The 24,195-nt window shown below is 64.2% G+C and carries 18 protein-coding genes and 1 pseudogene; all 19 read left to right on the top strand.

Going from position 1 to position 24,195, the window contains the following annotated elements; genetic code table 11:
- Positions 1 to 46 precede the first annotated feature (46 nt).
- Positions 47 to 832, top strand: a complete 786-nt coding sequence (gene flgG, locus J7573_RS12590; RefSeq protein ID WP_294335203.1) for a flagellar basal-body rod protein FlgG — start codon at positions 47 to 49, stop codon at positions 830 to 832.
- Positions 833 to 879: 47 nt separating this feature from the next.
- Positions 880 to 1,575, top strand: a complete 696-nt coding sequence (flgH, locus tag J7573_RS12585; RefSeq protein WP_294335201.1) for a flagellar basal body L-ring protein FlgH — start codon at positions 880 to 882, stop codon at positions 1,573 to 1,575.
- A 12-nt stretch (positions 1,576 to 1,587) separates the two neighbouring features.
- Positions 1,588 to 2,697, top strand: coding sequence for a flagellar basal body P-ring protein FlgI (locus J7573_RS12580; RefSeq protein ID WP_110636808.1), 1,110 nt, complete (start codon positions 1,588 to 1,590; stop codon positions 2,695 to 2,697).
- 11 nt (positions 2,698 to 2,708) lie between these two features.
- The gene (flgJ, locus tag J7573_RS12575) at positions 2,709 to 3,875 is read left to right on the top strand and encodes a flagellar assembly peptidoglycan hydrolase FlgJ (protein WP_294335198.1); all 1,167 of its coding nucleotides are present in this window, start codon (positions 2,709 to 2,711) and stop codon (positions 3,873 to 3,875) included.
- 12 nt (positions 3,876 to 3,887) lie between these two features.
- Positions 3,888 to 5,936 (top strand): flagellar hook-associated protein FlgK, encoded by a 2,049-nt coding sequence (gene flgK / locus J7573_RS12570; RefSeq protein ID WP_294335196.1) that lies wholly within the window; start codon positions 3,888 to 3,890, stop codon positions 5,934 to 5,936.
- A gap of 13 nt (positions 5,937 to 5,949) precedes the next feature.
- A complete protein-coding gene (locus J7573_RS12565) occupies positions 5,950 to 7,521 on the top strand; it encodes a flagellar hook-associated protein 3 (RefSeq protein ID WP_294335195.1) in 1,572 nt (523 codons plus the stop codon).
- Between the two features lie 114 nt (positions 7,522 to 7,635).
- A complete protein-coding gene (locus J7573_RS12560) occupies positions 7,636 to 11,217 on the top strand; it encodes a glycosyltransferase (protein WP_294335193.1) in 3,582 nt (1,193 codons plus the stop codon).
- A 116-nt stretch (positions 11,218 to 11,333) separates the two neighbouring features.
- Complete coding sequence (rfbF, locus tag J7573_RS12555; protein WP_294335191.1) at positions 11,334 to 12,107, top strand: glucose-1-phosphate cytidylyltransferase; 774 nt, start codon at positions 11,334 to 11,336, stop codon at positions 12,105 to 12,107.
- Positions 12,089 to 13,171: a CDP-glucose 4,6-dehydratase gene (gene rfbG / locus J7573_RS12550; RefSeq protein WP_294335189.1), complete on the top strand. Its 1,083-nt coding sequence runs from the start codon at positions 12,089 to 12,091 to the stop codon at positions 13,169 to 13,171. Before rfbF ends, rfbG begins: the two co-directional genes overlap by 19 nt.
- Positions 13,168 to 13,728 (top strand): dTDP-4-dehydrorhamnose 3,5-epimerase, encoded by a 561-nt coding sequence (rfbC, locus tag J7573_RS12545; protein ID WP_294335188.1) that lies wholly within the window; start codon positions 13,168 to 13,170, stop codon positions 13,726 to 13,728. The genes rfbG and rfbC overlap by 4 nt, the downstream gene beginning before the upstream one ends.
- On the top strand, positions 13,725 to 14,948 hold the full coding sequence (locus J7573_RS12540; RefSeq protein ID WP_294335186.1) for a class I SAM-dependent methyltransferase: 1,224 nt from the start codon (positions 13,725 to 13,727) through the stop codon (positions 14,946 to 14,948). The genes rfbC and J7573_RS12540 overlap by 4 nt, the downstream gene beginning before the upstream one ends.
- A gap of 5 nt (positions 14,949 to 14,953) precedes the next feature.
- Positions 14,954 to 15,808 carry an NAD(P)-dependent oxidoreductase gene (locus J7573_RS12535; RefSeq protein WP_294335184.1) on the top strand — a complete coding sequence of 285 codons (855 nt, stop codon included), beginning with the start codon at positions 14,954 to 14,956 and terminating at the stop codon, positions 15,806 to 15,808.
- Between the two features lie 23 nt (positions 15,809 to 15,831).
- A pseudogene (locus J7573_RS12530) lies at positions 15,832 to 15,972 on the top strand (methyltransferase); the annotation flags it as partial.
- Positions 15,969 to 16,703, top strand: coding sequence for a cephalosporin hydroxylase family protein (locus J7573_RS12525; protein WP_294335183.1), 735 nt, complete (start codon positions 15,969 to 15,971; stop codon positions 16,701 to 16,703). The pseudogene J7573_RS12530 and the gene J7573_RS12525, both read left to right, overlap by 4 nt.
- A 55-nt stretch (positions 16,704 to 16,758) precedes the next feature.
- Positions 16,759 to 19,659 carry a TIGR00180 family glycosyltransferase gene (locus J7573_RS12520; protein WP_294335181.1) on the top strand — a complete coding sequence of 967 codons (2,901 nt, stop codon included), beginning with the start codon at positions 16,759 to 16,761 and terminating at the stop codon, positions 19,657 to 19,659.
- A gap of 216 nt (positions 19,660 to 19,875) precedes the next feature.
- Complete coding sequence (gene pseC, locus J7573_RS12515; RefSeq protein ID WP_294335179.1) at positions 19,876 to 21,033, top strand: UDP-4-amino-4,6-dideoxy-N-acetyl-beta-L-altrosamine transaminase; 1,158 nt, start codon at positions 19,876 to 19,878, stop codon at positions 21,031 to 21,033.
- A complete protein-coding gene (gene pseF, locus J7573_RS12510) occupies positions 21,030 to 21,755 on the top strand; it encodes a pseudaminic acid cytidylyltransferase (protein ID WP_294335178.1) in 726 nt (241 codons plus the stop codon). Before pseC ends, pseF begins: the two co-directional genes overlap by 4 nt.
- Before the next feature lie 104 nt (positions 21,756 to 21,859).
- Positions 21,860 to 22,912 (top strand): pseudaminic acid synthase, encoded by a 1,053-nt coding sequence (pseI, locus tag J7573_RS12505; protein WP_294335175.1) that lies wholly within the window; start codon positions 21,860 to 21,862, stop codon positions 22,910 to 22,912.
- 292 nt (positions 22,913 to 23,204) lie between these two features.
- Complete coding sequence (locus J7573_RS12500) at positions 23,205 to 24,149, top strand: ketoacyl-ACP synthase III (RefSeq protein WP_294335173.1); 945 nt, start codon at positions 23,205 to 23,207, stop codon at positions 24,147 to 24,149.
- Positions 24,150 to 24,195: the final 46 nt, after the last annotated feature.

Genomic DNA, 24,195 nt, shown 5'->3' with positions numbered 1-24,195 from the left:
CAACATTGAACGGGTGCCGTAAAACAGGCGCACGAGGAGAATACTGATGCTTCCGGCTCTTTGGGTCGCTAAAACCGGCCTGTCCGCCCAGGACACCAACCTGACCGTCATTTCCAACAACCTGGCCAACGTCTCGACCACCGGCTTCAAGCGTGATCGTGCCGAGTTTTCTGACCTGCTGTACCAGATCAAGCGTCAGCCAGGCGCGCAATCGACCCAGGACAGCGAGCTGCCGTCGGGCCTGCAGGTCGGTACCGGTGTGCGCATTGTCGGCACCCAGAAGAACTTCCAGACCGGCAGCCTGCAGACCACCGAAAACCCGCTGGACATGGCGGTCAACGGCCGTGGCTTCTTCCAGGTGCTGCAGCCGGACGGCACGGTCTCGTACACCCGTGACGGTACCTTCCACCTGAACTCCGATGGCCAGATCGTCACCGCCCAAGGCTTTGCCCTGGAGCCGGCGATCGTGGTGCCGAACGACGCCCAGACCTTCACTGTCGGCCAGGATGGCACCGTGTCGATCACCGTCGCCGGCAACCCGGCTGCGCAGGTCATCGGCAACCTGCAGACCGCCGACTTCATCAACCCGGCCGGCCTGCAGGCGATCGGTGACAACCTGTTCCTGGAAACCGCTGCCAGTGGCGCGCCACAGGTCGGCACCCCAGGCCTGAACGGCTTCGGCACCACCCTGCAGCAGACCTTGGAAAACTCCAACGTCAGCACCGTGGAAGAGTTGGTGAACATGATCACCACCCAGCGTGCCTACGAGATGAACTCCAAGGTCATCTCCACCGCCGACCAGATGCTGTCGTTCGTGACTCAACAGCTCTAAAAGCCCTAGTGCAGGTTCTACTGCCGTTACACCGTGAGGTAAGTGTCATGAAACGTCTGTTGTCTGTGTTCGCCCTGGGGGGGGCGGTTGTGTTGGCAGGTTGCGTCGCGCCGACGCCAAAGCCGAACGACCCGTACTACGCGCCGGTTCTGCCGCGCACCCCGCTGCCGGCGGCAGCCAACAACGGTTCGATCTACCAGGCCGGTTTCGAGCAGGGCCTGTACACCGACCGCAAAGCGTTCCGCGTGGGTGACATCATCACCATCACCCTCAACGAACGCACGTCGGCGAGCAAGAACGCAGGTTCGCAGATCCAGAAGAACAGCAAGGCTGACATTGGCCTGACCTCGCTGTTCGGCTCCACCCCGAACACCAATAACCCGTTCGGCAGCGGCGACCTCACCCTTGAGGCTGGCTACAGCGGTGACCGCACCACCAAGGGCGACAGCAAGGCCACCCAGGGCAACACCCTGACCGGTTCGATCACCGTCACCGTGGCCGAGGTGCTGCCCAACGGCATCATCGCCGTGCGCGGCGAGAAGTGGATGACCCTGAACACCGGTGAAGAGCTGGTGCGCATCGCCGGCCTGATCCGTGCCGACGACATCGCCACCGACAACACCGTGCCGTCCACCCGCGTGGCCGATGCGCGCATCACCTATTCGGGCACCGGCTCGTTCGCCGATGCCAGTCAGCCCGGCTGGTTCGACCGCTTCTTCCTGAGCCCGCTTTGGCCCTTCTGAGTACGGATGAACATGTTCAACCTTAGGCAGCTGATTGCCGCGACCTTGCTCCTGTCCTGCGCGTTCGGTGCCCACGCCGAGCGCCTCAAGGACATTGCCAGCATCTCCGGCGTGCGTTCCAACCAGTTGATCGGCTATGGCCTGGTGGTGGGGCTCAATGGTACGGGTGACCAGACCACCCAGACCCCGTTCACCTTGCAGACCTTCAACAACATGCTGTCGCAGTTCGGCATCAAGGTGCCGGCCGGCTCCGGCAACGTGCAGCTGAAGAACGTCGCTGCGGTGTCGGTGCATGCCGACCTGCCGGCGTTCGCCAAGCCGGGCCAGGTGGTGGACATCACCGTTTCGTCGATCGGCAACTCGAAGAGCCTGCGTGGCGGCAGCCTGCTGATGACCCCGCTCAAGGGTATCGACGGCAACGTCTACGCCATCGCCCAGGGTAACCTGGTGGTCGGCGGTTTCGATGCCGAGGGCCGTGACGGCTCGAAGATCACCGTCAACGTTCCGTCGGCCGGCCGTATTCCTGGCGGAGCCTCGGTCGAGCGTGCCGTGCCAAGCGGCTTCAACCAGGGCAACAGCCTGACCCTGAACCTCAATCGCCCGGACTTCACCACCGCCAAGCGCATCGTCGACAAGGTCAACGACCTGCTCGGCCCAGGTGTGGCCCAGGCCGTGGACGGCGGCTCGGTGCGGGTCACCGCGCCGATGGACCCGAGCCAGCGGGTCGACTACCTGTCGATCCTCGAGAACCTCGAGATCGATCCGGGCCAGGCCGTGGCCAAGGTCATCATCAACTCGCGTACCGGTACCATCGTCATCGGCCAGAACGTCAAGGTCTCGCCAGCAGCGGTGACCCACGGCAGCCTGACCGTGACCATTACCGAAGACCCGATCGTCAGCCAGCCGGGGCCGTTCTCCAATGGCCAGACGGCGGTGGTTCCGCGTTCGCGGGTCAATGCCGAGCAGGAAGCCAAGCCGATGTTCAAGTTCGGCCCGGGCACCACGCTGGATGAGATCGTCCGTGCGGTGAACCAGGTTGGCGCGGCACCCGGCGACCTGATGGCCATCCTCGAAGCACTGAAACAGGCCGGCGCCTTGCAGGCCGACCTGATCGTGATCTGAGGACGCCACGGATGAATTCGAAAAGCCTGGTTTCCAGTCACGCTGACAGCGGTGCCTACACCGACCTCAATCGCCTGAGCTCGCTCAAGCACGGGGACCGCGACAGCGACGCCAACGTGCGCAAGGTGGCCCAGGAGTTCGAGTCGCTGTTCATCAGCGAGATGCTCAAGGCCTCGCGCAAGGCCAGTGACGTGCTGGCCGACGACAACCCGATGAACAGCGAGACGGTCAAGCAGTACCGCGACATGTACGACCAGCAGCTGGCCGTGAGCATGTCCCGCGAGGGCGGCGGTATCGGCCTGCAGGACGTGCTGGTGCGCCAGCTGTCGAAGCACAAGAGCACCCCGGTCAACACCAGCCCGTTCCCGCGTGTCGATGGCAACGCGCCGACGCTGTGGGGCAACAAGGTGGCCGACCCGGTGCAGGCTACCCAGTCCACGGCCACGCGCAACGACGTGGCTGCGCTCAACTCGCGGCGCCTGGCGCTGCCGGGCAAGCTCACCGACCGCCTGCTGGCCGGCATCGTGCCTTCGGCCGCCAGCCCGGCCGCAGCAACCAATGCCGCCGCCGTGCCGGCCCGTGACGGGCAGCGGGTGGCCAGGGCCGTCGCCATTCCGGACAACGGCCTGCGCATCACTGGTCGCGCCGTGGCGCAGCCGCCGCTGGCACCGAAGAAGGCCTTTGCCGACAGCGACGAGTTCGTCGCCACCATGCTGCCGATGGCCGAGCAGGCCGCCAAGCGCATTGGTGTCGATCCGCGTTACCTGGTGGCCCAGGCCGCCCTGGAAACCGGCTGGGGCAAGTCGGTCATGCGCAACAGCGACGGCAGCAGCAGCCACAACCTGTTCGGCATCAAGGCCAGCAGTAATTGGGAAGGCGATTCGGCGCGGGCGATCACCAGCGAGTTCCGCGATGGCCAGTTCGTCAAGGAAACGGCAGCGTTCCGTTCCTACGATTCGTACCAGGACAGTTTCCATGACCTGGTAAGCCTGCTGCAGAGCAATTCGCGCTATCAAGATGCGGTGAAGTCGGCCGATAACCCAGAACAATTCGTGCGAGAACTGCAAAAGGCCGGGTACGCCACCGACCCGAACTACGCCAGCAAGATCTCGCAGATCGCAAGACAGATGAAGTCGTACGAGAGCTACGCAATGCTCGGTACCACAACGAAACTTTAAGGGTATGGAACCATGGCGAGTCTGATCAATATTGGCATGTCGGGACTGTCGGCCTCCCAGGCGGGCCTGCATACCACCGGCAACAACATCGCCAACGCCGATGTCGCCGGGTACTCCCGCCAGCAGAACGTCCAGCGAGCCAAGGGCTCGGTGCAGGAAGGCCAGGTGTTCATGGGCACCGGCACCACCCTGGGCGATGTCCGTCGGGTGTACAACGCCTTCCTGGATGCCCAGTTGCAGACCGCCACCTCGCTCAACAGCGACAGCACCGCCTACCTGAACCAGGTCACGCCGCTCAACAACCTGCTGTCCGACAGCAACACCGGTATCACCGGTGCGCTGACCAACTTCTTCTCCGCCCTGCAGAGCGCCGCCAACAAGCCGACCGAAGACGCTTCCCGTCAACTGTTGCTGAGCAATGCCGAAGCGCTGGCCAGCCGCTTCAACAGCTTGTCTGCCCAGTTCAAGGAGCAGAACAGCAACATCAACGGCAACCTCAGCTCGATGACGTCGCGGATCAACGAACTGACTTCCAGCATTGCCAAGTACAACGATCAGATTTCCAAGGTCTCGGCGGCCAACGGCCAGCCGAACGATCTGCTCGACCAGCGCAACGAAGCGGTGCGCCAGCTCAACGAGTTGGTGGGGGTGCAGACTGTCGAGCGTGACGGCAATATCGATGTCTACCTGAAGAACGGCCAATCGCTGGTGCTGGGCAAGACCACCAACAAGATGAGTGCCGAGCCAAGCGTCACCGACCCGACCCAGTTTTCGGTCAAGCTCGACCGTGGCAGCACCACCATGGATGTCACCAACAGCATCAGCGGTGGCGAAATGGGCGGCCTGCTGCGCTACCGCAGCGAGACCCTGGCACCGGCCATGAACGAGCTGGGCCGTATTGCGCTGGTGGTGTCGCAGCAGATCAATTCGCAGCTCGGTCAGGGCATCGACAAGAACGGTGAGTTCGGTGCTGCGCTGTTTGGCGACATCAACAGCGACAGCGCCATGTCCGCGCGCAGCACACCCAAGGTCGGCAACACCGGCAGTGCCGCGCTGAACGTGGTCATCCGCGATACCGGCAAGCTGAGCACCAGTGATTACCAGGTGACCTTCGTCGGCCCGGGCACGGACCAGTACCAGGTCAAGAAGCTGCCTGACGGCACCGACATGGGCACCTACAGCACCAATGACGACCCGGCGCCGGTCATCGATGGTTTCAGTCTCGACCTCAAGAGCGGCACCGCAGCGGTGGGTGACAGCTTCAAGATCACCCCGACCCGCAATGCCTCGGCGGAGATCGGCGTGGTGCTCACCGACGCCAAGCGCCTGGCGCTGGCCGCGCCGCTGACCGCGACTTCGGGTAGCGGCAATATCGGTACGGGTGTGATCACCCAGCCGGTGCTGACTTCGGTGCTGGATATTGCCGACCCGGCTCAACGCCAGGAACTGCAGACCGGTATCAAGTACTCCACGCCGCTGCGCCTGGTATTCGGTAACGAAACCGCCTCGCCGCAGACCTACGAAGCCTTCGATGCCAAGGGCAACAGCATTGGTACAGGCACCTTCGTTCCAGGGCAGAGCAATACCCTGAAGTTCGATGTGCCGATGATCGACTCCGCGGGCAACCCGATCAACGACGCCAGTGGCAACCAGAAGTCGTTCAGCTTCGAAATGGATGTCGCCGGTGCGCCGAAGGATGGCGACAGCTTTACCGTGTCGCTGACCGGCGCCGGTTCTTCGGACAACCGCAACGCGCTGTCCCTGCAGGAACTGCAGACCAAGCAGACCGTGGACATTGGTTCGACCAAGGGCATCAGCATCACCGACGCCTACGGCAAGCTGGTGGAAAACGTCGGGGCCCAGGCCAAGCAGGGCCAGATGGACACCCAGGCGACCGGCGTCATCCTGACCCAGGCAACCGGTGCCCGTGATTCGGTGTCCGGTGTGCAGCTGGATGAAGAAGCCGGCAACCTGGTCAAGTATCAGCAGTACTACACGGCCTCGTCGCAGATCATCAAGGCGGCGCAGGAAATCTTCAACACCCTGATCGCCGCGCTTTAAGGAGTCTTGACCCATGCGTATTTCCACGGCCCAGTTCTATGCATCCAGCGCGGCAAACTACCAGCGCAACTATTCCAATGTGGTCAAGACCAACGAGGAAGCCAGTTCCTTCGTGCGCGTCAACACCGCCGCCGACGACCCGGTGGGGGCGGCACGCCTGCTGCAGCTGGGTAACCAGGCAGACATGCTGGCGCAGTACAAGACCAACGCCACCAACATCACCAACTCGCTGAACCAGGCCGAGACCACGCTGGACTCGATCAACACGATCCTGTCGCGGGTCAACGAGCTGGCGCTGGAGTCGGGCAATGCCGGCTACACAGACACCGAGCGCAAGGCCAAGGCAGCCGAGTTGGGCCAGCTGGAAGACCAGTTGCTGGGCCTGATGAACAGCCGTGACGAGAACGGCCAGTACCTGTTCGCCGGCTCCAAGACCGACACTGCACCGTTCGTGCGCAATGCCGATGGCACCTACTCCTACCAGGGCGACCAGACCCAGCAGGAGCTGCAGGTCGGCGACATGCTCAAGATGGCTGGCAACAGCACCGGCTACAGTGTGTTCCAGCAAGCCCTGAACACCAGCCGCACGTCCACCACCCTGACTGCTCCGCCAGTGGATGACGGCCGGGTGAAGCTGTCCAACGGCCAGGTGTCGGGCAGCGTCACCTACAACGACCGCTTCAGAAGCGGCCAGCCGTACACCATTACCATGCTCAGCAGCACCAAGTTCAGCATTACAGACAGCCTGGGCAACGACGTCACCGCCGAAGCCACCCAAGGGGGCAGCTTCGACCCGAACACGGCGGGCGGTTCGATGGTCAGCTTCCGTGGCGTGGACCTGCGCCTGAACATCAACTTGCAGGATGGTGATGTTGCGGACACCGCGGTGGCGGGCCATACCTTCACCCTGCAGAGCAAGCCGGACACCATTACCGCCACCCGCAGCCCGGGCAACCCGTCGAGCGCGCAAGTGTCGTCGATCAACGTCACCGACCAGAACAAGTACAAGGCCATGTTCCCGAGCGGGGGCGCGGTGATCAAGTTCACCAGTGCTACCGACTTCGAGCTGTATGCCCAGCCGCTGACCGCCGACAGCCGGCCGGTGGCCAGTGGCACCATGGCGGGCAACGTCGCCTCGGCCGCTGGCGTGGACTTCACCTTCAGCACCACCCCCCCGCAGCAGTCCGGTGACCAGTACATGGTCAATGTCGACAATCACCAGACCCAGAACGTGCTGGATAGCGTGGCCAAGCTGCGCACAGCCCTGAGCCAGCCGATCGACGGCGACAATGCGGCCTACCAGCAGCTGCGCGCCGACCTGGATTCGGCCATCGCCAACATTCAGAGTGGCCAGGACACCCTGAGCCGGGCGGTTACCGATATCGGTGCGCGGGGCAAGGCGCTGGAGATCCAGCAGAACACCAACGAAAGCCTGAGCATCGCCAACACCAACACGCAATCGTCGATCCGCGACTCTGACCCGGCCGAGGTGATGATCCGCCTGACTCAGCAGAAGACCACGCTCGAAGCTTCCCAGCAGGCGTTCGCGCGCATCAGCCAGCTGAGCCTGTTCAACGCCCTCTGAGTGCGCCTGTAGCCGTTCCTCCTCCTGACCGGGGGAGGGGCGGTGCGTTGTTCCAACCTGGTAGCGACTGTTCTGAATTCTCTGCGGGCAGTCACCTGTCGAGAGAATTGCCCCGTGTACCCAGCCCCCCTAGTCAGTCTCGTCATCCCCGCCTGCAATCCTCGGTTCTTCCGCGCGGCCCTGGCCAGTGCCCTGGCCCAGGACTACGACAACCTCGAGGTCATCGTCTGCGACGACAGCCACGGGCCCGAGATCGAAGCGGTGGTCGAGGAGCTGCGCGGGCTGGCCGGTCACCCGTTGGTGTATCTGCGCAATCCACAGCCGCTGGGGTTTGTCGGCAACCTGCAGCTGGGGCTCGAGCAAAGCCAGGGCGACTACATCAAGTTCCTCTGCGATGACGACCGCCTGATGGCCGATTGCGTGTCCAGCCAGGTGCGGCTGTTCCAGGCCCATCACGACCTCAGCCTGGTCGCGGCCCGGCGCCACCTGGCCGATGCCGGGGATTGCATCCTGCCGCAGCGCCTGGAGACCAGCCCGGTCACTTACGGTGCCACGCTGTTCAATGGCGATGACCTGCTGGACTTCTTCGAAACGCGCCAGCTCAACTTCATCGGCGGCCTGAGCAGTGTGCTGCTGCGTGCCGGCGACCTGCGCGAACTGCTGCCCGCACTGGCGCCGGGCTTCGTGGCGATGCTCGACTTCGTGCTCTTCGTGTGCCTGCTGCGCCGCGGGCACCTGGGTCTCACTGCCGGGGTGCACTGTATCGAACGGGTCCATCCAGGACAGCTGAGTGGCCGACACGACATGAAGGCCGCCGCCGTCGCAGAAGCGCAGCACCTGCGCGACATGTTTGCCGCGCGCACCGGCGAGCGTGTACCGTTCAGCGGCTGGATACGGATGCAGGTCCTTCACGGTGATCAGCGCGATGCCCTGCGTACCTGGGATAACCTGTTCCTGATACACACGCTGCGCTGCCTGCAGGCCATTCATGATTCCCGGGTTGGCAGCGACAGTGAGAGTTTTACCGAGCTTTACCAGCAATGGCTGGCTTGCCGTCAGGACCCGTTGGTACTGGCGCGGCTGATGCGCCTGAGCGAGCACTGGCCAGTGCGCCCGCGCATCGTACCGGTGGTGATCGACAGCGAGGGTGACCCTCGGGCGCTGCAGGTGACGCTCGACAGCATCGCCCGACAGGCCTATGCCGCGGATGCGACCCTGGTGCTGTCGGGAGCATCCCGGCCTCACGCGCCCGAGGCTCGCGTCATCAGTCAGCCGTTGCAGCCGGACTGGGCCATGCAGCTGAACACGCTGGTCGAGCAACTGGAAGGGGTGGACTGGATCTACTTGCTGCGTGCCGGTGACCGTCTCAACAGTTTCAGCCTCATGCTGCTGGCCGAGCGCATCGTGTCGCGCCCGCAGATCGCCTGCTGCTATGGCGATGAAGGCGGCCTGCAGAACGACGAGTCGGTGGAGCCGGTGTTCAAGCCCGACTTCAACCTCGACCTGATGCGCGGCTATCCCTACACCGGCCGCATGCTGGCGCTCTCCCGCAACGCCATTCAGGCCTCGGGCGGTTTTGCGGCCGGCTACCGGGAGCTGGCCCCCCATGACCTGCTCTGGCGCCTGGTGGAAGAGCGCGGCCCGCAGGTCATCGAGCACATTCCCGAAGTGCTGGGGGAGAGCGCTTTCGGCTATGCCGCCTGGCTGTCCTCGGCGGCAGTGGTCGAAGACAACCGGCAACTGCTGGACGCGCATCTCAAGCGTCTGGGGGTGGCCTACCAGCTGCGCAACAGCGGCGGGCCGATCAACCAGGTGCGTTACCTGCACGCTACGCAGCCACGGGTAAGCCTGGTGATCAGTGCCCGGGACCAGCTGCCAGCGCTCGAGCGCTGCCTGGAAAGCGTGCTGGAGAAGACCGCCTACCCGCACTACGAAGTGCTGATCGTGGACAACGCCAGCGAGGGCGCCGAGACCCATGCCTGGCTGGCTGCCCTGCAGCAGTTGGGCAGCGACAAGCTGAGGGTGCTGAGCCTGGGCGAGGAAGCCAGCTTCGCCGCGCTGCAGAACCTGGCGGCGCAGCAGGCCCGGGGTGACTATCTGCTGATGTTGAGCCCGTTTGCCGTGGTCACTGAGCCGGGCTGGCTCGACGCGATGCTGAGCCATGGTCAACGTCAAGAAGTCGGCGCGGTGGGTGCCAAGCTGTGCGATGCCCGGGGCCTGGTGGTCCAGGCTGGCAGCGTGCTGGGCCTGCGCGGCGGGGTGGCTTCACCCTTTGTCGGCGAGCCTGTGGAGGCGGGCGGCTATATGCAGCGTCTGCAGGTGGCGCAGAACTACTCGGCAGTGGCTGGCGACTGCCTGCTGATTCGAAAGCAGCTGTTTCTGGACCTGGGTGGGCTGAACGACACGTCGTTCAGCCTCGCTTTCAGCAATATCGACCTGGGCTTGCGACTGGGCCAGGCAGGTTATCTGGTGGTGTGGGCGGCCGACGCCCAGCTGGTGCTCGACCCTCCGGCCGGCACTGCGGCCGACGCTGCCCCTGATGCCGAGTGCCAGGCCCGCCTGGTGCAGCAGCACGAGGTGTTCTCCCGGGCCTGGATGCCGCTGCTGGCACGCGACCCGGCCTACAACATCAACCTGTCCTTGGATGGCTCCGGCTTTTGCCTGGCCCCGGGCTTGAAAGCAGGCTGGATGCCGTTCGTCGAGCGCTCGCTGCCCCATGTGCTGGCGTTGCCCATGAACACCGGCGCGGTTGGCCATTACCGAGTGATCCAGCCGCTGGTGGAACTGGAGAAGGCCGGCTGGGTGACTCAGCAGCAGTACTTCGAGATTCCCACCAGTATCGAACTTGAGCGCTGCTCGCCGGACGTGGTGGTTGTGCAGGGGCGCTATCAGGAAAACTTCGTCAAGGAGATCGAGCGCCTCAAGACGTTCTCCAAGGGCTTCTGCATCTACGAGCTGGATGACTACGTGATCGATGTGCCGAAGAAGAACGACCACCTCAAGCACACGCCTGGAAATCTGGAGAAGTCGCTGCGCCGAGGTATCGAGCGTTGCGACCGGCTGGTGGTCTCGACCCAGGCCCTGGCCGATGCGCTGTACGGCGCCCACAGCGACATCCGGGTCATGCCGAACATGCTCGCCGAGGACCTTTGGATCGGCCTGCGCAGTCAGCGCCGCAGCTCGCGCAAGCCACGGGTGGGCTGGGGTGGTGGCACCAGCCATACCGGTGACCTTGAGGTGATCGCCGAGGTGGTCAAGGCCCTGGCCAGCGAGGTGGACTGGGTATTCTTCGGCATGTGCCCGCCAGCGCTGCGCCCGTACATCAAGGAATTCCACCCGCCGGTGGCGCTGGAGCTGTACCCGGCCAAGTTGGCCAGCCTGAACCTGGACCTTGCCCTGGCGCCGCTGGAGTACCACATCTTCAACGACTGCAAGAGCAACCTGCGCCTGCTGGAGTACGGTGCCTGCGGCTACCCGGTGATCGTCACCGACACCCGAGCCTACGAAGGCTACCTGCCGTGCACGCGGATCAAGACCAACAGCACCGAGGAATGGCTGCAGGCGATCCGCATGCACCTGGCCGACCCGGACGAAAGCATGCGCATGGGCGACCGTCTGAAGCAGGAAGTGCTGCGCGACTATGTGTTGCGCGACGAGCATGTACAGCACTGGTACAGCGGCTGGATGCCGGGCTGAGCACGCGGCGGTACCCACGCCGCCACTCTGGCGCGTTTCCTGCAAGCCCCCCTGGATATCGCCATAAATCGTGCAGCCACACGAGCCATGGCCGGTGACGAACAAGAGGGGACAACATGAAGGCGGTAATTCTGGCCGGTGGACTGGGCACGCGTATCAGCGAAGAGTCCCATCTCAAGCCCAAGCCCATGATCGAGATTGGCGGCAAGCCAATTCTCTGGCACATCATGAAGCAGTATTCGGCCCATGGTATCCATGACTTCGTGATCTGCCTGGGCTACAAGGGCTATGCGATCAAGGATTTCTTCGCCAACTATTTCCTGCATACCTCGGACGTCACCTTCGACATGCGCGCCAACCGCATGGACGTGCACCAGAACTACAGCGAGCCCTGGCGTGTGACGTTGGTCGATACCGGTGAAGAGACCATGACCGGCGGCCGCCTGCGCCGTGCTGCGCGCTACCTGGAGGGCGAAAAAGCCTTCTGCTTCACCTACGGCGATGGCGTCTCGGACCTGAACATCGGCGCTCTGGTGGATTTCCACTTGGCCCATGGCAAGCTCGCCACGGTGACCGCCGTGCAGCCACCGGGGCGCTATGGCGCGCTGGAACGCGACGGTGAGCAGGTTCGCGGTTTTGTCGAGAAGCCCCGCGGCGATGGCGGCTGGATCAACGGCGGTTTCTTCGTCCTCTCGCCCAAGGTGATCGACTACATCGACGACGACCAGACTTCCTGGGAGTCCGAGCCGCTCACCCGGCTGGCCGCAGCGTCGCAGCTCAACGCTTTCCAGCATGACGGCTTCTGGCATCCGATGGACACGTTGCGCGACAAGAACCATCTGGAGCACCTCTGGCAAAGCGGGGAGGCCCCATGGAAGCAGTGGGACTGAGCCCGGCATTCTGGCAGGGCAAGCGTGTCCTGCTGACCGGCCACACGGGCTTCAAGGGGGGCTGGCTGGCCCTCTGGCTGCGTAAGCTTGGGGCGCAGGTCACAGGTTTTGCCCTGGACCCGGGAACCGAACCCAATCTGTTCGAGCTGGCCCAGGTCGGCCGCGAGATTACCGATGTACGCGGTGACTTGCGTGATCTGGGTGCGCTCCTCGAAACCATGGCCGAAGCACAGCCTGAAATCGTCCTGCACCTGGCGGCGCAGCCACTGGTGCGCGAGGCCTACCATGACCCGTTGGGCACCTATTCCAGCAATGTCATGGGTACCCTCAACCTGCTGGAGGCCATGCGCCAGGTCGGTGGCGTGCGGGCCTGCGTGCTGGTGACCACCGACAAGGTCTATGCCAACCAGGAATGGCCTTGGCCCTACCGCGAGAACGAAGCCCTTGGCGGGCACGATCCGTACAGCAGCAGCAAGGCTTGCTGCGAGTTGCTGGCGCAATCCTACGCCGCCTCGTTCTTCCCGGCTGACAAACACGCCGAGCACGGCTTGGCGATGGCGACCGCGCGCGCCGGCAATGTCTTGGGCGGAGGCGACTTCGCCGCCGATCGGTTGATCCCGGATGTGCTCAAGGCCTGGTCGGCCGGTACGCCTGTGACCCTGCGCTACCCCCAGGCCGTGCGCCCCTGGCAGCACGCCCTGGAGCCGCTGGCGGGCTACCTGCAACTGGCTGAGCGCCTGTATCGCCAAGGCACGGTGTATGCGGGTGCCTGGAACTTCGGGCCTGGTGAGCAGGACATGTGCAGCGTCGGCGAGGTGGTGGCGCATCTTGCCCGCCAGTGGCCGGCGGCACCGGGCATGCAGGTCGAGCCGAGCGAGCTGCACGAAGCCGGCCTGCTGCGTCTGGACAGTTCGCGTGCGCGCCAGCTACTGGGCTGGCGCACGCGCTGGTCGCTGCAAGACTGTCTCAGGCACACCCTGGACTGGCACCTGGCCTGGCAGCGTGGCGACAACATGCGCGCCTTCACCCTTGACCAGCTGAACCTGTACGCGGAGTTGTCGTGACTGATCTGCTGTTGCACGCCTTGCCCCTCGATGGTCTGTTCAGTGTCCAGCACAAGCGCCACGGCGATGCTCGCGGCCAGTTCGCCCGGCTGTTCTGCGAAACCAGCCTGGGCGCACTGGATGCGCCGTTCCACGTGCGCCAGATCAATCATTCGCATACTGTCGGCCAAGGCAGCGTGCGGGGCCTGCACTACCAGCTCGGCAGCGTGGCGGAAGCCAAGCTGATCACCTGCCTGCGTGGCGAAGTGTGGGATGTGGCGGTGGACCTGCGCCAAGGCTCACCGACCTTTCTGCACTGGCACGCCGAGCACTTGCGGGCCGGGGACGGGCGCAGCCTGCTGATCCCGGCCGGCTTCGCCCATGGCTTCCAGGTGCTGAGCGACGAGGCCGAACTGCTCTACCTGCACAGCGCCGACTATGCCCCAGGCTGCGAGGGCGGGTTGTCGGTGCACGATCCAAGGCTGGCCATTACCTGGCCGCTGGCCGTCAAGAATCTGTCAGCCAGGGATGCCGGGCATCCCTGGCTCGACCCATCGTTCACCGGAGTGTGTCCATGAATTGCCGTGGCTGTGGTACCTGCCTGAGCCTGCCCCTGATCGACCTTGGCACCGCGCCGCCGTCCAACGCCTACCTGCGCGCCGAGCAGCTGGCCGCGGCCGAGGCCTGGGTGCCGCTGAAGGTCGCGGTGTGCGAGCAGTGCTGGCTGGTGCAGACCGAGGACTACACCCGCGCTGATGCGCTGTTCGATGCCGACTACGCCTATTTCAGCTCCTACTCCAGCTCCTGGCTGGCCCATGCCCGCGACTACGTGGCGCACATGGTCGAGCGCTTCGGCCTGAATACGCAAAGCCGGGTGGTGGAGATCGCCGCCAACGATGGTTATCTGCTGCAGTACGTGGCTGAACGCGGTATCCCCTGCCTGGGTGTGGAGCCCACTCGCAGCACGGCCCAGGCGGCACGCGAAAAGGGGCTCGAGATCCGCGAAGTGTTCTTCGGCCAGCAGGCTGCCGAGGTGCTCGCGGCCGAGGGCTGGTCGGCCGACCTGATGGCGGCCAACAACGTGCTGGCCCATGTGCCGGACATCAACAACTTCTTGCGCGGCTTCGCCACCTTGCTCAAGGCCGATGGCGTCGCCACGTTCGAGTTCCCGCACCTGCTTTGCCTGATGGCCGAGCATCAGTTCGATACCCTGTACCACGAGCATTACTCCTACCTGTCGCTGACGGCGGTGCACACCCTTTGCCTGCGCAACGGCCTGGAAATCTTTGATGTTACTGAGCTGCCGACCCATGGCGGCTCGCTGCGGGTGTTCGCACAGCGAGCCGGCGGCCCGCAGGCACGGCGCGCCAGTGTCGATGACCTGCTCGGTATCGAAGCGGGAGTGGGGGTGACCACGGCGGCGTTCTACAACACCCTGGCGCCGGCCGCCGAACGCATCAAGCACCAGTTGCTGCGCTTCCTGCTGCAGGCCAAGGCCGAAGGCAAGCGTGTGGTCGGCTACGGTGCGGCGGCCAAGGGCAATACCTTGTTCAACTACGCCGGGGTCAAGCCTGACCTGCTGGCCTGGGTGGCCGATGCCAACCCGCACAAACAGGGGAAGTTCCTGCCGGGCAGCCGCATTCCGGTGGTGGCCCCCGAGCGGCTGGCCATCGAGCAGCCGGACTACGTGCTGGTGCTGCCCTGGAACCTGCTCAAGGAAGTCAGTGAGCAGCAGGCGCAGGTCCGTGAATGGGGCGGGCGCTTCGTCATCGCCGTGCCGGAGCTGACTGTCCTGTGACGCGCATGAAAGTACTGGTTACCGGGGCCAGCGGTTTTGTTGGCCGGCACCTGGTCGGCGCGCTTCTGGCGCGCGGCCATCAGGTGCGTGCCGTTGCGCGCCGCGTGGAAGCTGCCCAGGCGATGCCGTGGTTCGACCAGGTCGAGTTCGTCCGCGCCGATGTCCATGACCCGCAACTGGACGTCGGCGCGCTGTGTGACGGTATCGATGCGCTGGTGCACCTGGCCTGGCCCGGCTTGCCGAATTACCAGGGGCTGTTCCATTTCGAGCGCAACCTGATGGCCGACTACGGGTTCATCCAGCGTGTGGTGCAAGCGGGCGTTGCCCAGGTGCAGGTCACCGGCACCTGCCTGGAATACGGCCTGCAGGACGGCGCGCTGGGCGAGTCGCTGCTCTGCCAGCCGGGCAACCCCTACGGCCTGGCCAAGCACAGCCTGCGCCTGTTCCTCGAAAGCCTGGCCCGGCAGCAGCCGTTCACCTTGCAATGGGTGCGGCTGTTCTACCTGTTCGGTGAAGGTCAGAACCCCAACAGCCTGCTGGCGGCGCTGGACCGGGCCATCGACTCAGGGCAGCCGCGTTTCGACATGTCTGGCGGGGAACAGCTGCGCGATTTTCTGCCCATCGAGACGGCCGTTGGTTACCTTGTCGGCCTGCTCGAACGGGGCGATTTCAGTGGTGTGGTCAATTGCTGCAGCGGCCGGCCGATAGCGGTACGTACGCTGGTCGAGTCGCACATCGCCAAGCGCGGCGCGCAGATCGCGCTGAACCTGGGGCATTACCCCTATCCGGCCCACGAACCCATGGCGTTCTGGGGCGATGCCCGCCAGTTGCGGGCGCTCTTGGGGGGTAGCCTGAAATGAATCATGAGTTATACCGCGCCACCGCCTTGTGCGACGGTGCGCACCTGTTCGTTATGAATTCCTGTTACCTCGATGAATTTCGCCGCATGACCGCTGGCCGCTTCACCTGCCACGCCATCGGCAGCGCTGATTTCACACACTTGCCAACCGAGACCGCACAATGACCGACTCGCCGATCAAGGCCTTCGAAGCCGAATGCACCGCCGAAATCGCCGCCCAGGGTGAAGACCAGGCGCTGCAGCAACTGTCCCGTGACTTCTTCAACAAGTCCGCCGAGCACAAGTACAGCTACCACTTCTCCTGGATGGGCCGGCCGATCATCCAGCTGCCCCAGGACATGATGGCGATGCAGGAGATCGTCTGGCAGGTCAAGCCGGACCTGATCATCGAGTGCGGTATTGCCCACGGTGGTTCGATCCTCTACTACGCATCCTTGCTGGAGCTGCAAGGCCATGGCGAGGTGCTGGGCATCGACATCGACATCCGCAAGCACAACCGTGAAGCCATCGAGGCGCACCCGATGAGCAAGCGCGTGCGCATGATCGAAGGTTCGAGCATCGACGCTGGCATCGCCGCACAGGTCAGGGCGATTGCCGAAGGCAAGAGGGTCGTCCTGGTGCTCGATTCCAACCATACCCACGACCACGTGCTCAAGGAGCTGGAGCTGTACGCGCCGCTGGTGGCCGTGGGCAGCTACTGCGTGGTGATGGACACCGTGGTCGAGGACATGCCGGCCGACTTCTTCCCCGACCGCCCATGGGGCCATGGCGACAACCCCAAGACCGCCGTCTGGGAATACCTCAAGGGCAATGACAGCTTCGAGATCGACTATCAGCTGCAGAACAAGCTGCTGGTCACCGTGGCACCGGACGGCTACTTGCGCCGGGTTCGCTGAGTCACTCAACAACGGTTCGATTTCTTCGGCGGTAACGCCAATGGTGGTGAAGACTATGCAAGGCAATTTCGCGGCAGACCAGGCAGCTACGCTGCGTGAGCGGCTCACGCTGGTACTGATGACGCACAACCGGCCGGCGTTCCTGCAGCGCACGCTGCAGTACTACAGCGACTACCCGTGCTCGATCCTCGTCCTGGACTCTTCGACCGAATCGGCCGCGGCAATGGCGGCTGGATACCCGGATGTCGAGTACCTGCACCTGCCGCAGTTTTCCTACCAGGGCTTCCAGGCCAAGCTGACCTATGGCGTGAACCGGGTGAAAACCCCGTTCATGGCCTTCGCCGCCGATGACGACTTCCTGTTGTTCGACGGGCTGAACCAGTCGCTGGACTTCCTCGACGCCAACCCTGACTACGGCATGTGCCACGGCTACTCCCTGAACTACCTGGCCGAAGCCACCCGGGTGAACTATTACCGGCGCAACAAGAAGGTCCGTGAAGACTACGACGCGCCGCGCGCCGAACAGCGTTTGCTGGATTACATGGGCGAGTTCATTCCACCGTTTTACGCCGTGACCCGCACTGCGCTGCTGCGCCAGTGGTTAGAGTTGCTGCCCGAAGGCACCGGCTTCGAGTGGCTGGAAGTCAGCCATGTGTACTTCCTGCTGGCCAATGCCAAGGCGCGGTTGCTGCCGATCGCCTATGTCGTGCGTGAAACCAACTATGGTGTTTCCGAACACAATTCCGAAGTGTTTACTGTGCTGGCCGCCACTGACGCCAGGTCGGTGGCCGATCGCGAACGCTTCGCCGACTTCCTCGCAGGCCTGCCAAGCGCCATCGATGGGCTGGACCATGGGCAGCGACGCCAGTTGGCCCTGGACAGTTTCGCCGTCATGGCCGAGGGCTTGTACACGAGGCGGGCGCTGACCTTGGAGCTGGTCTGGGTGTCGAGCTGGCTCGACCCGCTGAAACCACCGGTGCGCACCTTCGAGCGGTCCCAGTACGTGGAAATGCCGTTCTACAACCAGGCGTTCTTCGATTTGCTGACCTCGTTCGAATTCCTGATCCATGCCATGCCGGCCGGGCGCCTGCAGTTGCAGCAGCTGGAACCGTTGCTGCTGCGCCAGGAGCAACTGTTGCAGGCGCAGGTGAACGACACCCCGGGGACTGTCTGGTCCCGTTTGTGGGATGCGCTGAAGCGCAACGGGTTCAACCGCGAGGTGGTGCGCGGCCTGGCCGAGCAATTGCGCGACAGGGGTGAGGCCAAGGACAGCGAGGCGATGTTCGCCTGGCTGGCGCGACTGGACGGCGTACCCCATCAGAGCGCCCGTGAACTGCTTGGCAGCATGCGTTCGGGGCGCCTGCTCGACTGGCTGGAGGCACGCAAGCCGGACGCTGCGGCACAAGGCGCAATCGCCGAGCACCTGGCGTTGCATCAGGGCGGGCCGCAGTTCGGCATCCTGCTGCTGGACCTGGAGAACAACCAGGCCGCACTGCAGGAGACGTTCGACAGCCTGGTAGGGGGCCTGAGCAAGGCGTTTCGCATCATGGTGTTCACCACGGGTGAGCCGCCGATGGCCACCTCGCTGCACAACACCCTGCATTTCATCAAGGTCAGCCGTGAAGACTACGTCGAGCGGATCAACCAGATTGCCAGGCAGACCTCCTGTGAATGGCTGCTGCTGGCCGAAGCCGGTGACCAGTTCACTGCCACCGGCCTGTTGCGTGCCAGCCTCGAACTGCTCAGCGCGCCGGATTGCCGCGCGGTCGCGGTCGACGAGATTCAGCAGCAGGCCGATGGCACCTGGCGTGAGTTGCTGCGTCCGGGCGTCAACCTGGACCTGCTGCAGACCAACCCAGGGCTGATGGCACGCCATTGGTTGCTGCGTCGTGAGGTGCTGGTGGAGGCGGGCGGCTTCGACAAGCAGTTCAGCGAAGCCCTGGAATTCGACCTGTTGCTGCGCCTGATCGAGCGTGGCGGCCTCAACGGTCTGGCCCACCTTGACGAACCGTTGCTGATCACCCCGGTACCGCAGGCTTCGGACAACGATCAGGCGCGCCAGGCGCTGGTCCGGCACCTGGCGACCCGCGGTTACAGGGCCCAGGTCAGCGCGCCGTTGGCGGGTACCTTGCGTATCGACTATCGGCACGTCGAGCGACCGCTGGTGAGCATCCTCCTGCGCAGCCAGGACAATCTGGACGACTTGCAACGCTGCCTGACGAGCATTCTGCAGCGCACCCGCTATGCGCGCTACGAGGTGCTGATCGCCGATAACGCCAGCCAGTCGCCTCAGTTGCTCGAATGGCTCGCGCAGCAGCAGGGCGCCGGCAAGGTGCGCGTGCTGCAAAGTCCTGAGCGCCTCAGCCCGGCAGCACTGTGCAACGCTGCCAGTAGCGAGGCCAAGGGCGATTACCTGGTGTTGCTGGCGGCGGATGCCGAAGTGGTCAATGCCAACTGGATCGAGGCGCTGCTGAACCAGGCGCAGCGCCCGGAGGTAGGCGTGGTTGGCGCCAAGCTGCAGAGTGCTGACGGTAAGCTCACCCAGGCCGGCTTGCTGCTGGATGCCGACGGCGGCGTCACACCTGCATACGCCGGTGAGGCGGGCAATGCGCCGGGTTACCTGAACTGCCTGGCCGTCGAGCAGAACCGTCCGGCAGTCTCGGCGAGCTGCCTGATGGTCCGTCGTGAGCTGTACCAGGCCCTGGAAGGCCTGGATGAAACCACCTTCGCCGAGGCTTTTGGCGATGTCGACCTGTGCCTGAAGGCAGCCGCAGCCGGTCTGCTGACGGTCTGGACGCCGCAGGTACAGGTGATTCACTCCGGCGTGGTGGCTGCGGACCCGGCGGCGCTGACGGCGCTGCGCGCCAAATGGTCGGCGCACTGGCCGGGCGCGGCCCAGGGCCAGCTCCTGACTCCGGGCACGGCGGCGCTGGACTGGGCCGGCCTGATCGGCTGAAGCGGCAGGTTGCGGGGCTGGCCTGTATCTTGCTACGAGCTGGCATACAAAGCGCGCGAGTCAGAAATTTGAAGGCTGCGCGCTGCCTGACCTGCAACCGGGCGCCGTCGTCGGTCGATGGCGCCGCCCCTAGGATCGACGTATGTTCGACGACAAGTCCATTTTCATTTTCCGCTCCGAGGGCCAGCTGACAACCCTGCACACAGGGATGCTGGCGTGATTCCATATGCCCGCCAGAGCATCGACGCGTCTGACATCAGTGCGGTTGTCGAGGTCTTGCAGTCCGACTGGTTGACCCAGGGGCCGATGGTCGAGCGCTTCGAACAGGCCATTGCCCAGCGCTGCGGCGCCAGTTACGGGGTCGCGGTATGCAACGCCACCGCCGGCCTGCACCTGGCTTGCCTCGCCGCAGGGCTGGGCAGCGGTGACTGGCTGTGGACTTCGCCCATCAGTTTCGTCGCATCGGCGAACTGTGGGCGTTACTGCGGGGCCAGCGTCGACTTCGTCGACATCGACCCACATACCTGGGCTCTCGACGCCGCAGCGCTTGCGCTGAAACTTGAGCAGGCTGCCCTGCAGGGGCGCCTGCCCAAGGTGGTGATCGCCGTGGCATTCGCCGGTCAAAGCGCCGACATGCGTGCGATCAAGGCGCTGGCCCACCAGTACGGTTTCATTCTGATCGAGGATGCTGCCCACGCGGTCGGCGCACGCTACGCAGGGGTGGCGGTCGGCAATGGCGAGTTCGCCGACATGACGGTGTTCAGTTTTCACCCGGTGAAAATCATTACCTCGGCCGAAGGTGGCATGGTCCTCACCAACCGAGCCGACCTGGCCCAGCGCCTGCGCCTGTTGCGCGGTCACGGGGTGACCCGGGACACTGGCCAGATGACCGAAGAGAGCCATGGCGCCTGGTACTACCAGCAGCTCGAACTGGGGTTCAACTACCGGATAACCGATCTGCAGGCCGCCTTGGGGCTTTCGCAGCTGGCGCGGCTGGATGATTTCCTTGATCGCCGTCGAGCGTTGGCGGCCCGCTACCAAACGTTGCTCGCGAACCTGCCGGTCAGCCTTCAGGCGCCCCAGCCTGAGGCCGAGTCCGCCTGGCACCTGTTCGCGGTGCGCCTGCAGGGCGATCGCATACCGCGCTCGCACCGGGAGGTCTTCGACGGGCTGCGGGCTGCGGGGGTCGGGGTCAATCTGCATTATATCCCCATCCACTTGCAGCCCTATTATCGCGAGCTGGGTTTCAAGCCCGGGGACTTCCCTCAGGCCGAGGGCTACTACGCAGGCGCCCTGAGCCTGCCGATGTACCCGGGCCTGAGCGACGCCCAGCAGGATCATGTGGTCGACAGCCTGCGCAGGCTGCTGACATGACTGAGTACAGGGAACACAACGTCGCGATCATTCCGGCCCGTGGTGGCAGCAAACGAATCCCGAGCAAGAACCTCAAGACCTTTGCCGGGTTGCCGATCATTGTCCACTCGATTCGCGCGGCGCTCGCCAGCGGCTTGTTCGACCAGGTGGTGGTCAGCACGGACGATGCGGATATCGAGGCAGTAGCAAGGGAGCATGGCGCGCAGGTGCCGTTTCGTCGCCCCGCTCACCTGGCCGACGACCATGCGACCACCCATGCGGTGGTCAGCCACGCCCTGGAGGTACTGACCAGCCAGGGCCAGGTGCTGACCCATGCCTGTTGCATCTATGCCACTGCGCCGTTCCTGCAGCAGCGCTTCCTGCATGAGGGGTTGGCACTGTTGCGTCAGCACCCTGAACGCGCTTTCGCTTTTTCGGTGAGCAGTTTCGGCTTCCCGGTGCAGCGGGCGCTGACGCTGGACGCAGAGGGCGCGTTGGTGCCCCTGAATCCGCAGTTCCGTGAGACCCGGTCGCAGGACCTGGCACCGGCCTACCAGGATGCCGGCCAGTTCTACTGGGGGCGGGTGGAGGCCTGGTTGCAGAATGAAGTGGTTTATTCCGAGCGCAGCCTGCCCGTGATCATCCCCCGGCATCTGGTGCAGGACATCGACACCGAGGACGACTGGTTGCGCGCGCAGTACCTGTACGCAGCGCTCAAGGCAGGAGGGGAGCTGGACTCATGAAGGCCCGGGTGCTGCCCGACAATCAGGCATCATTGCAATTATTCGCGGGCGCCGGCTTCGTGCAGTCGCGGTGCTCGCTCGAGCGGGTTTTCCAGGAGTAGCCCATGCACAGCTTCAACATCGGCCACCGCCTCGTCGGCGCGGACCAGCCACCGCTGGTGATCGCGGAAATGAGCGGCAATCACAACCAATCGCTGGCGCGCGCCCTGGAGCTCGTCGAGGCGGCCGCTGCTGCCGGTGCCCATGCACTGAAGTTGCAGACCTACACCGCCGACACCATGACCCTGGACCTGGCCCATGGCGAGTTCTTCATTGCCGACCCGGACAGCCTCTGGCAGGGCTCGTCGCTCTACGCGCTCTACCAGAAGGCCCATACCCCTTGGGAATGGCATCGGCCCATCTTCGAGCGCGCCCGTGAACTGGGCCTGCTGGTGTTTTCCACGCCCTTTGACGAAACCTCGGTGGACTTCCTGGAAAGCCTGGATGTGCCGGCCTACAAGATCGCCAGCTTCGAGAACACCGACCTGCCGCTGATCCGCAAGGTGGCGGCCACCGGCAAGCCGCTGATCATCTCCACGGGCATGGCCAGCCTGGCGGAGCTCGAGCGCACTGTTCAGGCGGCGCGGCAGGCGGGGTGTCGTGACCTGGTGCTGCTCAAGTGCACCAGCACCTATCCGGCGAGCCCGCACAACAGCAACGTGCTGACCATCCCGCACATGCGCGAACTGTTCGGTTGCCAGGTCGGCTTGTCGGATCACTCGCTGGGTGTCGGTGTGGCCGTGGCCGCGGTGGCCCTGGGGGCCACCGTAGTGGAAAAGCATTTCACCCTCGACCGCAGCGAGGGTGGCGTGGATGCGACATTCTCTCTGGAGCCTGGGGAGATGGCCGCGCTGGTGCAGGAAACCGAACGCGGTTGGCAGGCGCTGGGGCAGGTGCACTATGGCGCGACCCAGGCCGAGCAGGCTTCGCTGCGCTTCCGTCGGTCGCTGTATGTGGTGCGCGACATGGCTGCAGGCGAGGTCTTCGACCGTAGCAATGTGCGCGCCATCCGCCCGGGCATGGGGCTGGCGCCACGGCATCTTGATGCGGTACTCGGGCGCAAGGCCCGCCAGCCGCTCAAGCGTGGCACGGCACTGGACTGGTCGCTGCTCGACTGAATGTGGGAGCCGGCGGGCCCGCGAAGGGCCGCAAAGCGGACCCGATCGCTTTGAGTGAACTGCATTGCCGAGGTGACGCACCCCGGCAAAATGTGCGATTGTCTCGAAATATTCGTGACCTATCGGTCAGAGCGGGCATCTCCCTCTGTAACCGTTAATGGGGTTGGCGCGCAAATCGTCGCGTGCCTGCTCCGCCTGCTGCCCGGTCCACCCGGCGGCAGATCCCGTTATTCTGGCGCTGCTCGAGTCATCCGGGCGGCGGTATCGAGCTGTTATTTTTTGGGAAGCCATGATGATCGGCATTAAAAGCATCGCGAGCTATGTGCCCGCTTCCGGCCTGGACAACTATGTGCAAGGCGCGAAATTCGGCAAGGACGAAGAGTTCATGTTCGGCAAGATCGGCGCGAGCTTCCTGCCGCGCAAGGACGCTGAGCAGGAAACTTCCGATCTGTGCGTGGAGGCGGTCAACAACCTGTTCGCTGCCAATCCGCAACTCAAGCGCGAGTCGATCGATGCGCTGATCGTCGTTACCCAGAATGGCGACGAGGAAGGCTTGCCGCACACCGCCGCCATCGTCCAGCACAAGCTCGGCCTGCCGACTCACGTCGCGGCCTTCGACATTTCCCTGGGTTGCTCCGGTTACGTCTATGGCATCTATGCGCTCAAGGGCTTCATGGAGGCCGCGGGCCTGAAGAACGGCCTGCTGGTGACAGCTGACCCGTATTCCAAGATCGTCAACCCGGAAGACCGCAACACCACCATGCTGTTCGGCGACGCCGCCACCGCCACCTGGATGGGTGAGGATGCGGCCTGGCAGCTGGGCAAGTCGAAGTTCGGCACCGACGGCGGCGGCGCACCCCACCTCAAGGTGACCGATGGCGAGTTCTACATGAACGGCCGTCAGGTGTTCAACTTCGCCCTGATCAAGGTGCCGGCGCACCTGCATGAACTGCTGGGCGAGTCGGGCCTTGAAAACAAGGATATCGACGCCTTCTGCATCCATCAGGGCAGTGCGGCGATCGTCGATGCCGTGGCACGGCGCTTCGAGGAGGACCCGGAAAAGTCCCAGGCCGACAAGTTCGTCAAGGACATGCTGGAGACTGGCAACACCGTATCTTCCAGCGTTCCGCTGCTGCTGCAGAAGCACATGTTCGACGGTAACTGGAAGCGTGTGGCCATCAGCGGCTTCGGCGTCGGCCTGTCGTGGGGCTCGGCGATTCTCTACAAGGCTGAATAACCGCCGCCATTAGGTTAACCTTCGGCGTTTCGCAGGTAAGGGAAGC

It is taken from the genome of Pseudomonas sp. (assembly GCF_017744435.1).
In the GTDB taxonomy this organism is placed as follows: Bacteria; Pseudomonadota; Gammaproteobacteria; order Pseudomonadales; family Pseudomonadaceae; genus Aquipseudomonas.
This window is presented reverse-complemented; position numbering and strand designations above follow the sequence as displayed.

Coding starts and splice junctions, on each gene's coding strand:
- flgJ (WP_294335198.1), top strand. CDS start 2,709: ATGAATTCGAAAAGCCTGGTTTCCAGTCACGCTGACAGCGGTGCCTAC.
- flgG (WP_294335203.1), top strand. CDS start 47: ATGCTTCCGGCTCTTTGGGTCGCTAAAACCGGCCTGTCCGCCCAGGAC.
- J7573_RS12535 (WP_294335184.1), top strand. CDS start 14,954: ATGAAAGTACTGGTTACCGGGGCCAGCGGTTTTGTTGGCCGGCACCTG.
- J7573_RS12540 (WP_294335186.1), top strand. CDS start 13,725: ATGAATTGCCGTGGCTGTGGTACCTGCCTGAGCCTGCCCCTGATCGAC.
- rfbG (WP_294335189.1), top strand. CDS start 12,089: ATGGAAGCAGTGGGACTGAGCCCGGCATTCTGGCAGGGCAAGCGTGTC.
- J7573_RS12525 (WP_294335183.1), top strand. CDS start 15,969: ATGACCGACTCGCCGATCAAGGCCTTCGAAGCCGAATGCACCGCCGAA.
- J7573_RS12565 (WP_294335195.1), top strand. CDS start 5,950: ATGCGTATTTCCACGGCCCAGTTCTATGCATCCAGCGCGGCAAACTAC.
- pseF (WP_294335178.1), top strand. CDS start 21,030: ATGACTGAGTACAGGGAACACAACGTCGCGATCATTCCGGCCCGTGGT.
- J7573_RS12500 (WP_294335173.1), top strand. CDS start 23,205: ATGATCGGCATTAAAAGCATCGCGAGCTATGTGCCCGCTTCCGGCCTG.
- J7573_RS12520 (WP_294335181.1), top strand. CDS start 16,759: ATGCAAGGCAATTTCGCGGCAGACCAGGCAGCTACGCTGCGTGAGCGG.
- flgK (WP_294335196.1), top strand. CDS start 3,888: ATGGCGAGTCTGATCAATATTGGCATGTCGGGACTGTCGGCCTCCCAG.
- pseI (WP_294335175.1), top strand. CDS start 21,860: ATGCACAGCTTCAACATCGGCCACCGCCTCGTCGGCGCGGACCAGCCA.
- J7573_RS12580 (WP_110636808.1), top strand. CDS start 1,588: ATGTTCAACCTTAGGCAGCTGATTGCCGCGACCTTGCTCCTGTCCTGC.
- flgH (WP_294335201.1), top strand. CDS start 880: ATGAAACGTCTGTTGTCTGTGTTCGCCCTGGGGGGGGCGGTTGTGTTG.
- rfbF (WP_294335191.1), top strand. CDS start 11,334: ATGAAGGCGGTAATTCTGGCCGGTGGACTGGGCACGCGTATCAGCGAA.